This is a genomic window from Candidatus Phaeomarinobacter ectocarpi, assembly GCF_000689395.1.
GTDB lineage: Bacteria > Pseudomonadota > Alphaproteobacteria > CGMCC-115125 > CGMCC-115125 > Pyruvatibacter > Pyruvatibacter ectocarpi.
Map to the genome: position 1 here is coordinate 2,476,846 of NZ_HG966617.1, position 12,248 is coordinate 2,489,093.

The window sequence follows — 12,248 nt, forward strand, 5'->3', positions numbered from 1 at the left end:
GATAAGGCAAGGGCAGGAGCCTTGAATGTCAGCTGACAGCACGGGGAACGAGACCGAAGGCGCAAAGGCGCATGAGGAACCTCGCCGGGATTTCAATCCACCCTTCACCATTGCAGCACCTGACATCCAGACGGTCCCCTTTGCGCTGAACTCGCCGCATTCAGGCCGCATCTATCCCCCCGCCTTCCTTTCCGCATCAAGGCTCGACGCCCTGTCCATCCGACGGTCTGAGGACAGCTTTGTGGATGAGATTTTTTCCGGCGCACCGCGTTTGGGTGCTCCCATGCTCAAGGCGAATTTCCCGCGTGCCTATCTGGACACCAACCGCGAGCCCTACGAGCTCGACCCGGCCATGTTCCACGATGCGCTGCCGCCTCATGCCAACACCCGCTCCGTGCGGGTGGCAGGTGGCCTGGGCACCATCGCCCGCGTCGTCGCTGATTCAACAGAGATCTACCGCGCGCCATTGAGCTATGCGGAGGCAGATCACCGCATTCGCACGCTCTATATGCCCTACCATCAGGCGCTGTCAGACCTGCTGGAAACAACTTTCCGCCGGTTCGGCTGTGCAGTCCTGCTGGATTGCCACTCAATGCCGTCCCACGCGGGGCCGTTTGAGGACGACATGGGCACATCGCGTGCCGATATTGTGCTGGGTGACCGCTACGGCGTGTCCGCCGCCCCTGCCCTGACAGATACTGCGGAGCGCATTTTGACAGATCTGGGCTACTCGGTGGTGCGCAACACGCCCTATGCCGGTGGCTTCAACACAGAGCACTACGGTCGCCCCGCCCAGGGGCTTCATGCCCTGCAGATAGAAATCAACCGGGCTCTCTATATGGATGAAGCCCGGGTGACCCGAGCCGCAGGCCTCAACCGCCTGACGCGGGATATGGGAGAGTTTGTGGCGCGTCTGGCCCTGATGGACCGCGCCTTCCTGGCCCCGACATCTCCCCCCAGTGCCCTATCTGCTGAATAGAAAATCCTGACACGCCAGCCCTAGGACAAAAAAAGAGGCCGTCTGGAAAATCCAGACGGCCCAAGTTCAGGGAGGAAACGCCCAGGAAGGGCAGCGGCAAGGCGGGCTGAGCGCTCGCAATGCCGCGTTGCAACAATTTGGCACTGCGCTGCACAAAATTCAAGGCATTCCGCCTCAGATGCAGGAAAATCAAACGCATAGCAGCCGTGCGGACGTGCATTTCTGTGTGTAACTCCGCAAGTCCTTGATTGCAGTGCACAATTTGATCAGGTGAATTTGTGTTCACAAACATTTCGGCTTGTGGGTGCCATGGGCCAGCCATCACCCCCAGTAAGAGCCCGTTAACCTTTGTGACAGCAAGATAGTTCCAGCAATTTTGCACCATAAGGGCCCAATGCCGCCATTTCCGGTACGGGTCGGGGCGGATCACGGGCACATGGCACAAAGCCAGCCAGCAACCACTGTTTCATCTCGGCGCGGTTTTTCCGCGGCGATGGCATTTGTGTGCGCGAGCCTTTTTGCAACAGCGACCCAAGCCGAAGATGTCGCCAAAGCAGATGACGCTGACTGGCAGGCCTGCCGCATGGCAGCTCAGAAAGTTGAGCGCGCCAACGATATGCCCCAGGCGTTGCTTCAGGCCATGTCACTGGTCGAGACCGGCCGCCGCGGTCCGGACGGCAAACACACTGCATGGCCCTGGACAATCAATTCACATGGCAAGGGCTATCGCTTTGCAACCAAGCAGGACGCCATATGGGCGGTGCGGCGGTTGCGGGCTGATGGCGCACGCTCCATCGACATCGGGTGCATGCAGGTCAACCTGCGCTACCACCCGCGCGCATTCACCAGCCTAGAAGAAGCTTTCGACCCCGCAGCCAACATGGCCTATGCGGCATCGTTCCTGACACGCCTGAAAGACCGGCACGGTAACTGGCGTGCCGCGAGTGCCCGCTACCACAGTTACAATCCAAAGCTGCGCGAGAAATACGCAAGCCGCGTTGACAAGACGCTGGCACGCGAACGCAAGTTGCTTGCGTCTGCCGCACCGCATCTCGCTGCATCACCGGACGCAGCAGCGTCCTATATGGAGGCAGGTGACGCTTCCATAATCACAGCGTCCCTGTCAGCAGGCCCAACTGGGAACACCATTGCCAGCCTTGGGTTGCGTCCAACGCTGGTCCCCGGATTGCGGCGCGGGCTGGATGTCACGCGCGAACACGACACACAAGACAATGCTGCACTGCCGGAAACTCGCCCGACAGGCACACCTTCAGGCCGTTTGATTGCAGCGAGATAGACATTCGGCGCGCATCACGCGTCAGTAACGGCCAGGTCACACACCCTTCACAGTTAGTTGGTTGTGATGTGTACCCACATCGCCGGCGTTACACTTAGTATCAGTTGCGTAATTTGGTTGATCTCGCCGCCTCTGCACCCATCTGTGCAGCCTGGGTGGCCAGGGGGAATGACGATGCAACAAATCATCAACGCGCTTCAGGTCTCTTCGGTGGCGGACATCGTAAATCTGTTTGCCGCTCTCTTTATCTTCGTCGTCGGCGCGGGCTTCATCGTTGTCGTTGTGCTGTATGTCATTGACCGCACGCAGACAAAGCATGCCATCCGCCGGAACTACCCGGTTATTGGCCGCCTGCGCTACGTGGCTGAAGACCTTGGCAAGTACTTCCGCCAGTACTTCTTTGCAGATGACCGCGCAGAACTGCCGTTCAATCGGGCACAGCGCGCATGGGTTTACCGGGCCGCCAAAGGCGTCGACACCACAGTCCCCTTCGGGTCAACCCGCGCACTTGCCAATGTCGGGACCAAGATTTTCGTCAACTGCCCGTTCCCGCAATTGGGCGACGATGAAGTTCCACCCAAGGAAATAGTCGTCGGCCCTTATTGCCGCTCGCCCTACGCGACAGACAAGTTCTTCCACATTTCCGGCATGAGCTACGGTGCGATTTCCAAGCCCGCCGTTCAGGCCCTGTCGCGCGGTGCCAAGCGCGCAGGCATCTGGATGAACACCGGCGAAGGCGCCCTGTCCCCCTTCCATATTGAGGGCGGCGCAGACATCGTCTTTCAGATCGGCACGGCAAAGTATGGCGTCCGCAATGATGATGGCAGCCTGGACGACAAGAAGCTGCGCAAGGTCGCCGAGCGCGACCAGGTCAAGATGTTTGAAATCAAGCTCAGTCAGGGCGCCAAGCCCGGTAAGGGCGGCATCCTGCCCGGTGAGAAAGTCAGCAAAGAGATTGCCAAAATCCGCAGCATCAAGGCAGGACAGGATTCCATCAGCCCCAACCGCCACCCGGAAATCAATTCCGTCGGCGAATTGCTGGATTTCGTCGCCCATGTCCGGGAGGTGACCGGCAAGCCGACGGGTATCAAGATGGTGCTCGGTGCCTATGGCTGGCTTGCAGGCTTCTGCGAAGAGATCAACCGCCGCGGCATTGAAAGCGCCCCGGATTTCATCACCCTGGACAGCGCCGATGGCGGCACAGGCGCTGCACCCCAACCGCTGATCGACTATGTCGGCCTGCAGATTCAGGAAAGTCTGCCAACGCTGGTGGATGCCCTGCTGGTGCACGGGCTGCGTGACCGCATCAAGGTTATTTCATCAGGCAAGCTGACAACGCCATCCGGTGTGGCCTGGGCGCTGTGCGCCGGCGCAGACTTCGTGACCTCGGCTCGCGGCTTCATGTTTGCCCTGGGCTGCATTCAGGCCCTTCAGTGCAACACCAATGAGTGCCCCTCAGGCGTTGCAACACACAAGAAACATCTGCAGCGCGGCCTCGTCGCGACCGACAAGGCTGAACGCGTCTATCGCTACGCCACCACCATGCACAAGGAAGTGGGAACGGTGGCGCACTCATGCGGCGTTGATGATCCCCGCATGCTCAAGCGGCATCACTGTCGCATCATGGGGGCCAACAGCCGCACCATTGGCCTGCACGAAATGTACCCTCCCGGCGGCAGCTTTGCCCCGGCGGCGGAAAAGCCCGACACCATCACAGACGGGTCCGGCATGGCAGCGCAGTAGGCTGCGCAAGCCATCCCATCCAAGTTGTCTCCTCAAGGCATAACGAGACGGATCTGGGGCGCTTTAGCAACGTCCCAGCACTCAACCTCCACAGGCAGCGTCAGCATGTCATCGCCGTCGACCTGAACAGGGTCGAGCTGGGCGCTTTGATCATCTGCAAGCCGGATGGTCACCGTGTCGCCCTTGAACACATGCACGCCGGGCATTTTTTCAAGCCGACCTACTGCCAGTCCGACCAGCGCCAGCACCAGGCCTGGGCGTGTCCTCGCCGGGACACATAAAGTCGTCAGCCCTACAGCATCAAGCTGGGCAGACGGCGCAAGACGATACGTCCCCGCATAGTGCTCTGCATTGGCTACGACGACCCAGCCACAGTCGAATGACACAGTGCCGTCGCTGACCATGAGGCGCGGCCCTGAGCGTCCAAACACCTGCTTGATACCGGCCCACACAAAAGCCAGCTTGCCGAAACGGCGCTTCATCATCGGATCGATGGCGCGCACCAGACGCCCATCGAATCCAGCTCCCACCCACAACAGGAAAAATCGCTTGTTGACGCGCCCCGCCCCGATCTGCCGGGGTGTGCCCGAAAGAAGCAGGAGCCCCAACGCCTCACTTGATTTGGGCAGACCAATCTCAATGGCCAGGACATTGGCGGTACCCGTCGGGATAACACCGAGCGGCACATCGCTACCCGCCAGACCATTTGCCACTTCATTGATCGTGCCATCACCGCCCGCCGCCACAACGATTTCCGCAGAACCGGTTGCCGCGGCCTCCCGCGCAAACTGCTCCGCGTCGCCCGGACCCGTGGTTTCACGCAAGCTGACCGTCGCACCATGACGGTTCATCGCCTCCACAACATCTATCAGTTTGCGCCGCCGTCGCCACCCGGCCGTCGGATTATAGATGACCGTCACCGCCCGCCGCAGGACAGGAGGCGGGTCATTATGGTTACCGGTGGCAGTCACTTTATCCGCGTACAAATGGTTCACCTCAGCGTCACAAAACGTTCATTCCCCGCCGGGATAGTCCGGCCAGATCACAGGCGGACACGCTTGATTCGACAGGCTTTTTCAGCGTCGCGCACAGATGTGACGGCAAACGCCGGAAAGATCAAGTGCTCCGTATACGAATTACATGACGACCTGACTATTGATGTTTGGCCCATTGCACATTGCGGTTCCCATGACACTCACCGGCATGCTGACACGCACTTCACACAACCCGGTCGTTGCCACGGCCAAATCCGCTGGCAAGGCACTGCGGGCCAAGCCTTTTCGAGACAGGTTGGCGCTGTTTGGCCTGCGCGCACGAGGGCGCAAGCGCGTCAAACGCAAGCACCTGATTGTGCGCGAGCCGGTGCGCCACCGCACCCTCTTCATTTCAGATACGCATCTGGGCACACCAGGGTGCAAGGCAGAATTGCTGGCGGATTTTTTACGCCATAATGAAGCCGACACGCTTTATCTCGTTGGCGATATCATAGACGGCTGGCGCATCAAGCGGTCCTGGTACTGGAACGATGCCCACAACCACGTCATTCAGGAAATTCTGCGCAAAGCCCGCAAGGGCACCCGTGTCATCTATGTGCCGGGCAACCACGATGAAGCCCTGCGCGACTACATCGGCGTAACGCTGGCAGGCGTTGAGGTCATCAACGAAGACATTCACCGCGCTGCCGATGGAAAATCCTATCTCGTACTGCACGGCGACCAGTTTGACGGCGTGGTCCGCTACGCCAAGTGGCTCGCCCATGTTGGTGACTGGGCTTATAATTTCGCGCTCGCCGCATCCGGCATGCTGCACAACATCCGCCGCACATTCGGCCTCTCCTACTGGTCGCTGTCGGCCTACCTCAAACACAAGGTCAAGAACGCCGTCGAGTACATCTCGAACTATGAGGAGGCCGTGGCCCGCGAAGCCCGCGACCGTGGCGTTGACGGTGTTGTCTGCGGTCACATCCACCACGCAGAAGTGCGCGACATGGATGGTGTGACCTACATGAATGACGGCGATTGGGTGGAAAGCTGCACAGCCCTTGCCGAAGACATGACCGGCAATTTCACCATCCTGCACTGGACGCGGTTTGCGGCTGACGTGGATGCGGAAAAAGCCGAGCACGAAAAAGCCCTGGGCATTCTTCCCGCGCCCGCAATCACACAACCAAGATCCGACGAACCGGCTCCAGCTAAGGAGACCGAAGAAGACCTCGATGAAGAGGTCATCATTGATGGCAGCATCCCCGTCGCAGCACGTGACGACATCCAACAAGAGGCCATCAAAATGGCAAGCAGCGCCGCGTGACCCAGCCCCAGACATCCACATCCGCCCTTTCATCCAGCCCAACTGTTTCCGCGATGCCTGTTGCCCACCCCGGCGGACTGCAATTTGCGGAGCCGGGACAGCCCCTGCGGGTGCTCATCGTGACCGACGCCTGGGAGCCGCAGGTAAATGGTGTGGTCCGTACGCTGCAGCAGCTGGGCACCCAGTTGGACAAGATGGGACATCAGGTGCGGTATGTGACGCCACTTGATTTCAAGACCATTCCGGCCCCGACCTACCCCGAAATCCGCCTCGCGCTCTGGCCGCTGCGCTGGATGGCAAAAGTGGTTCGCGACTTTGCGCCCTGCGCCATCCATATCGCCACAGAAGGCCCGCTTGGGCTTGCCGCACGAAACTATTGCGTGCGGAAGGGATTGCCATTTTCGACATCCTTCCACACGCGGTTTCCCGAATACATAAATGCCCGCTTCGGCACGCCCGTCGCGTGGGGCTATCGCTTCCTGCGCTGGTTCCACGGCCCGGCGACCACAATGATGGTGGCCACAAAGTCGCTGCAGGAAGAAATGGTGGAACGGAAATTCCCGTCCACGGCGATCTGGTCACGCGGCGTGGACATCGACGTTTACAAACCGCGCCCTGACCTCAAGGCAAGCGATTTCCTCAACCTGCCCCGCCCGCTCTGGCTGTATGTGGGCCGCGTGGCAGTTGAGAAAAATATCGAGTCGTTTTTGAAACTTGACCTGCCCGGCACCAAACTGATTGTCGGCGGCGGGCCGCAGCTTGAGAGCCTCAAACAAAAATACACAGACGCCCATTTTGTCGGTCCCAAATTCGGCGAGGAACTGGCAGAGCACTATGCCGCCAGTGACTGCTTTGTATTCCCCAGCAAGACGGACACCTTTGGCCTGGTGACACTCGAAGCCCTCGCATCGGGCACGCCCGTTGCAGCCTACCCGGTGCAGGGCCCCAAAGACGTCATCGGTGATGCGCCAGTGGGCTGCCTGCGCGATGATCTCCGCAGCGCAGCGCTCACCGCCGTCAAGATATCGCCGGACCGCGCCCGGGCCTTTGCGCTGGAATACTCCTGGGAAGCCTGCACCAATCAATTCATCAGCAATCTGGCCATACAGCGACCGCCGGAGATTGAAGGCGGTCGGCCACGTCTTTTAAGGCGCTGATCCGCGTTCTCTCAGCGCTGCTCACATTTGCGTTAACCTTCCTCCGCCCTTTCCCGGTTTCACTGGTAACCGCCCACAAGCATGTTAGGCTTTGCGGGAAAGTTGTGTTGCATACAGGGAGTTCAACGCATGTCTCATCATCATCGCTCAAAGGCCCGTGCCAAAGCTGCGGAACAGGACACTCAGTCCACCCGGCTGTTTCTGCTGGTAACCGGCGCACTGGCCGCTATTGCTCTTGTCTGGGCGGCATTCTCAACAGCGGCACTGGCAGAAGATGCGCCAACCGCTGAAAGCGGCACATTCGCCATCGACGAAAGCCATGTGCACGCTGCCTTCAAGGTCAGCCATCTGGGTTTTTCTGAAACCATTGGCGGCTTCGACAAGATTTCCGGCAGCTTCACGCTTGATGCAGACAATCTGTCCGCCAGCACTGTGAGCGTCACGATTGATACCGCCAGCGTGGACTCAGGCTGGGACGCCCGCGATGAACATCTGCGCGGCGATGATTTCTTCAAGGTGGAAGAGTTTCCGGACATGACATTCGCCTCCACAAGCGTTGAGCCAACCGGCGACACCACAGCGAAAGTAACCGGCGATCTGACAATGCTGGGTCAGACCCACCCGGTGACCCTGGACGTGACCTTCAATCAGGCCGGAAAGCACCCGTTCTCAGGCAAATATGTGGCGGGTTTCTCAGCGACCGGCTCTCTCGATCGTACCCAGTGGGGCATGGAGTACGGTGTGCCGGCCATCGGCAAGGATATTGACCTGATGATTCAGGCCGAAGGCATCCGCGCCGAGTAGAGACGCATGGCAGTGTTGCGCCGCAACATTTCCTCGACATAGCGGCCTGCCGGGACTATACCGGCGCCAGCAAACGTCCTCACAAGAAGGGCGCGGAAATGGGAGTTCCCCGATTCCGCGCCCTTCTTGCATGCGTCTTTTGGAAAAAGGCGCGCACCGACCACCAGATGGATCAAAAGACATGGCCGCTCAAGAACGCCGCAATATCGCGATTATCGCCCACGTTGACCACGGCAAGACCACCATGGTGGACAAGCTGTTCCAGGCCTCTGGTGTTTACCGTGAAGGCCAGCAGGGTGAAGAGCGCGCCATGGATTCCGGCGATCTCGAGCGCGAGCGCGGCATCACGATTTCCGCCAAGGTCGCAAGCTTTGAGTGGAAGGGTGTGCGCATCAACCTGGTAGACACACCGGGCCACGCCGACTTCGGTGGTGAGGTTGAACGCATTCTCTCTATGGTGGACGGCGTGCTACTGCTCGTGGACGCCGCCGAAGGTGCCATGCCACAGACCAAGTTCGTAACCATGAAGGCGCTGGCGCTAGGGCTGAACCCGGTCGTCGTCATCAATAAAATGGACCGTAAGGATGCCCGCGCGGACTTCGTGCATGAATCGGTATTCGACCTGTTCGCTGCGTTGGGCGCCAACGACGATCAACTTGATTTTCCGGTCCTCTATGCGTCGGCCCGCGAAGGCTGGGCCTCCAATGAGCAAGTGACCGAGGGCGACGACATGGATGCCCTTCTGGACGCCATCATCGAACACGTGCCCGCTCCCAAGGATCTGGGGGAAGAAAACGCGCCGTTTGAATTGCTGGCCATCGGCATTGAGTCTGATCCTTTCCTTGGTCGCATCCTGTCAGGCCGCATCAAGTCGGGCACCATTGAGCCCAACATGACCATCAAGGCGTTGAGCCGTGACGGCAAGGAACGCGAACGCGGCCGCGTTACCAAGGTTCTGGCCTTCCGCGGTCCTCTTCGTGAGCCCGTGGAAAGCGCCGAAGCTGGGGACATTGTTGCCATCGCCGGCCTTAAGCATGCCACAGTTTCTGACACGCTATGTGACCCTTCCATCATGGAAGCCATTGATGCGCAGCCAGTAGATCCGCCCACCCTCGCCATCACCATGACTGTGAATGACAGCCCCCTAGCCGGCCGCGAAGGCTCCAAGGTGCAAAGCCGCGTGATCCGCGAACGGTTGCTTCGCGAAGCTGAAGGCAATGTGGCCATCCGCGTTTCCGAAGGCACCGAAGGCGATGCCTATGAAGTCGCTGGCCGCGGTGAACTGCAGCTTGGCATTCTCATTGAGACCATGCGCCGCGAAGGCTTCGAAATGTCGATCTCTCGCCCACGCGTGATCATGAAAAAGGACGAAGACGGCAAAACCCTAGAGCCTGCCGAAGAAGTTCAGATTGACGTGGATGAGGAATATTCCGGCGTCGTCATCGACAAGCTGACCCAACGCAAGGCTGAGCTGAATGGCATGGCGCCTTCAGGCGCAGGCAAAACCCGCCTGACATTTATCGCACCCGCCCGCTCGCTCATTGGTTATCAGGGCGAATTCATGACCGATACCCGTGGGACCGGCATCATGTCGCGCATCTTCCACGGCTGGGTGCCTTACGCCGGTGAAATCGGTGGGCGGCATCACGGCGTGCTCATAGCCAATAGCGAAGGCGAAGCTGTTGCCTTTGCCCTCTGGAACCTTGAAAATCGTGGCTCGCTCTTCATCACACCGGGCACCAAGGTCTATCGCGGCATGATAATCGGTGCCAACTCCCGGCCCGATGATCTGGAAGTGAACCCTCTCAAGGGCAAGCAGCTCACCAACATCCGTACCAATTCGCGCGATGAAGCCGTGAAGCTCACCACGGTTCAGCCCATGGCGCTGGAGCAGGCGATTTCCTACATCGGCGACGACGAGCTGGTGGAAATCACGCCGGAGAACATCCGCCTGCGCAAGCGCTACCTGGACCCCAATGAGCGCAAGCGCAACCGCAGCGCGGCCGCTGCCCAATAAGCGTACTCACGCGGGCGGTTTCAGCTTGTCGTTCCGGTCTTTGGGCGTTACCCAAGGCCCATGAGCGATGATCTGAAACACCTTGAGTCTTTCATCCACACCCTCGCAGACGCGTCAGGTGCGGCCATCATGCCGTATTTCCGAACGCGCCTGGACGTGGACAACAAACTGTCCGACGGCAAGTTTGATCCGGTGACAGAAGGCGACCGCGCGGGCGAACGTGCGATCCGCGCGTTGATCGATAGCCAGCATCCCGACCACGGCATTCTGGGTGAGGAATACGGCCTGAAGGACGGCACATCGTCGATTTCCTGGGTCATTGATCCCATCGACGGTACGCGCGTTTTCATGTCCGGCCTGCCCACCTGGGGCACACTGATCGGGGCCATGCAGGACACTGTGCCGGTCGTGGGTGTGATGGATCAGCCGTACACAGGTGAGCGGTTTTTTGGCGGACCGTCCGGCGCCAAGCTGATAACGCGCGACGGCGAGCAGGCAATGAAATGCCGCTCATGCGAAACCCTGGGCAATGCCGTGTTGGGTGCAACAGACCCCCGCATGTTTGCTCAATCCCCGGACAAGGAAGTCTTCAGGACCCTGTCAGATAGCGTAAAGCTGCTGCGCTATGGCGGTGATTGCTACAACTACGCCATGGTCGCTCTTGGGCAGATGGACCTTGTGGTTGAAGCGCACAATCAGGCCTATGACATTCTGCCGCTTGTTCCGATTGTCGAAGCCGCTGGTGGTATCGTCACCGACTGGGCAGGACGACCGCTGCGGTCCGGCGCTGACTTTGACCGCAGCAAAGGCAAGATGATTGCGGCAGGCGACAAGCGCATTCACCAGGCTGCTGTGGAAATTCTGTCGCCGGCAGCCTAGGCCAGCACGCTTTCTGCGAAGTCATCAAACGCCGACCAAAACGGTGCCTGCAGTTCATCGCGCTCCATCAAGATTTCGTGCTTGCAGCCATCGCATTTGACGTAGGTCGAGCCACGCACGCGGCGTGCATAGGCGGCCACCTGCTTTTCGCTCACCAGCACGTCCTTTTCAGCACCGGCAAAAAGCACTGGTGTCTTGATGCTGGCAACGAAACTGTCTGATTGCAGCAGGTCAATGCTCTCAGCAGCAGACCCGGCCCACCCAAGAGTGATCGATGCAAGCGCAAGATCAGAGTTTGCCTTGACGATCGCGACCTGACGGGCAAAACGCTCCGGATCCGATGTCACAATATTGTCCTCGAAGGCATCGAGGCCCACCGCCTTGTCATCCCCACCGCCGGGCAGATATTTGTCACCAAGCCCAAGCGCTATACCGGTGAAGCCCATCAGCCGCATGCTCAGCATGGCCCCGGTCGAAAGACGCAAATCCACCATCGGTGCACTCAGGGCGACGCCCTTCATCTTTGGCAACCCGGCAGCAAGCGACGCATCTGTATCGGCCAGGTGCAGCCAGCGCATCAGATTGTTGCCCCCCATGGAGTGCGCCATGCCGATAAGAGGCTGAGGCAGGTTCCGCTCGCCGACAAGCTTCACGAACTTTGCCATGTCACGATCAAATTCATTGAAGTGATCAATGTGGCCCTTGAGACGGTTTTCGGTTCCGCGCGCTGAAAGCCCCTGCCCGCGCCAGTCCATGGAGGCAACGGCAAACCCGCGGTCCCGCAGCTGGGTCACGACCTCAAAGTACTTCTCGATGAACTCCGTACGCCCGCCAAACAGCAGGACCGTTCCACGGGCCTGCGCGCCGGTCGCCGGCCAGACCGCACCACGCATGGGCTTCCCGTCATATCCATCAAACCAGAAAGCATCAGCACCTGCAGGACAGGGGTTTTCAGGGATATCGGTCAGGTCTGCCCCTGAAGTTGGAGAAGGAGCAGTCACAGAAGGAGAGGTCACAGATAGAAATCCTTGCGATTTTGAGCATCACAGCTGCTCAGCATTTTGT

General features: G+C 59.5%; 10 protein-coding genes. 8 read left to right on the forward strand and 2 right to left on the reverse strand.

Annotated features, from left to right (window positions below; all coding sequences use genetic code 11):
• Nucleotides 1-25: 25 nt before the first annotated feature.
• The 3 genes from BN1012_RS11965 (at nucleotide 26) to BN1012_RS11975 (ending at nucleotide 4,019) form a co-directional block, all read left to right on the forward strand.
• On the forward strand, nucleotides 26-979 hold the full coding sequence (locus BN1012_RS11965; protein ID WP_081826363.1) for an N-formylglutamate amidohydrolase: 954 nt from the start codon (nucleotides 26-28) through the stop codon (nucleotides 977-979).
• Between the two features lie 583 nt (nucleotides 980-1,562).
• The gene (locus tag BN1012_RS11970) at nucleotides 1,563-2,276 is read left to right on the forward strand and encodes a lysozyme family protein (protein WP_145973455.1); all 714 of its coding nucleotides are present in this window, start codon (nucleotides 1,563-1,565) and stop codon (nucleotides 2,274-2,276) included.
• A gap of 168 nt (nucleotides 2,277-2,444) precedes the next feature.
• The gene (locus BN1012_RS11975) at nucleotides 2,445-4,019 is read left to right on the forward strand and encodes an FMN-binding glutamate synthase family protein (RefSeq protein ID WP_197538303.1); all 1,575 of its coding nucleotides are present in this window, start codon (nucleotides 2,445-2,447) and stop codon (nucleotides 4,017-4,019) included.
• Between the two features lie 32 nt (nucleotides 4,020-4,051).
• Here BN1012_RS11975 and BN1012_RS11980 read toward each other — a convergent pair whose 3' ends face one another.
• A complete protein-coding gene (locus tag BN1012_RS11980) occupies nucleotides 4,052-4,939 on the reverse strand; it encodes a diacylglycerol/lipid kinase family protein (protein WP_052535182.1) in 888 nt (295 codons plus the stop codon).
• A gap of 283 nt (nucleotides 4,940-5,222) precedes the next feature.
• Here BN1012_RS11980 and BN1012_RS11985 point away from each other — a divergent pair, with 283 nt between their 5' ends.
• The 5 genes from BN1012_RS11985 (at nucleotide 5,223) to hisN (ending at nucleotide 11,183) form a co-directional block, all read left to right on the forward strand.
• Complete coding sequence (locus tag BN1012_RS11985; RefSeq protein ID WP_081826508.1) at nucleotides 5,223-6,326, forward strand: UDP-2,3-diacylglucosamine diphosphatase; 1,104 nt, start codon at nucleotides 5,223-5,225, stop codon at nucleotides 6,324-6,326.
• Nucleotides 6,323-7,483, forward strand: a complete 1,161-nt coding sequence (locus BN1012_RS11990) for a glycosyltransferase family 4 protein (protein WP_320408859.1) — start codon at nucleotides 6,323-6,325, stop codon at nucleotides 7,481-7,483. Before BN1012_RS11985 ends, BN1012_RS11990 begins: the two co-directional genes overlap by 4 nt.
• Nucleotides 7,484-7,612: 129 nt before the next feature.
• The gene (locus BN1012_RS11995; RefSeq protein WP_052535187.1) at nucleotides 7,613-8,287 is read left to right on the forward strand and encodes a YceI family protein; all 675 of its coding nucleotides are present in this window, start codon (nucleotides 7,613-7,615) and stop codon (nucleotides 8,285-8,287) included.
• Between the two features lie 181 nt (nucleotides 8,288-8,468).
• The gene (typA, locus tag BN1012_RS12000) at nucleotides 8,469-10,304 is read left to right on the forward strand and encodes a translational GTPase TypA (protein WP_043951022.1); all 1,836 of its coding nucleotides are present in this window, start codon (nucleotides 8,469-8,471) and stop codon (nucleotides 10,302-10,304) included.
• 60 nt (nucleotides 10,305-10,364) lie between these two features.
• Nucleotides 10,365-11,183, forward strand: a complete 819-nt coding sequence (gene hisN / locus BN1012_RS12005; protein WP_043949790.1) for a histidinol-phosphatase — start codon at nucleotides 10,365-10,367, stop codon at nucleotides 11,181-11,183.
• Here the strand turns inward: hisN and BN1012_RS12010 are convergent.
• Complete coding sequence (locus tag BN1012_RS12010; protein WP_145973456.1) at nucleotides 11,180-12,199, reverse strand: alpha/beta fold hydrolase; 1,020 nt, start codon at nucleotides 12,197-12,199, stop codon at nucleotides 11,180-11,182. The two genes, hisN and BN1012_RS12010, sit on opposite strands and share 4 nt — an antisense overlap.
• Nucleotides 12,200-12,248 lie beyond the last annotated feature (49 nt).

Coding starts and splice junctions, on each gene's coding strand:
- BN1012_RS11965 (WP_081826363.1), top strand. CDS start 26: ATGTCAGCTGACAGCACGGGGAACGAGACCGAAGGCGCAAAGGCGCAT.
- BN1012_RS11970 (WP_145973455.1), top strand. CDS start 1,563: ATGGCAGCTCAGAAAGTTGAGCGCGCCAACGATATGCCCCAGGCGTTG.
- BN1012_RS11975 (WP_197538303.1), top strand. CDS start 2,445: ATGACGATGCAACAAATCATCAACGCGCTTCAGGTCTCTTCGGTGGCG.
- BN1012_RS11985 (WP_081826508.1), top strand. CDS start 5,223: ATGCTGACACGCACTTCACACAACCCGGTCGTTGCCACGGCCAAATCC.
- BN1012_RS11995 (WP_052535187.1), top strand. CDS start 7,613: ATGTCTCATCATCATCGCTCAAAGGCCCGTGCCAAAGCTGCGGAACAG.
- typA (WP_043951022.1), top strand. CDS start 8,469: ATGGCCGCTCAAGAACGCCGCAATATCGCGATTATCGCCCACGTTGAC.
- hisN (WP_043949790.1), top strand. CDS start 10,365: ATGAGCGATGATCTGAAACACCTTGAGTCTTTCATCCACACCCTCGCA.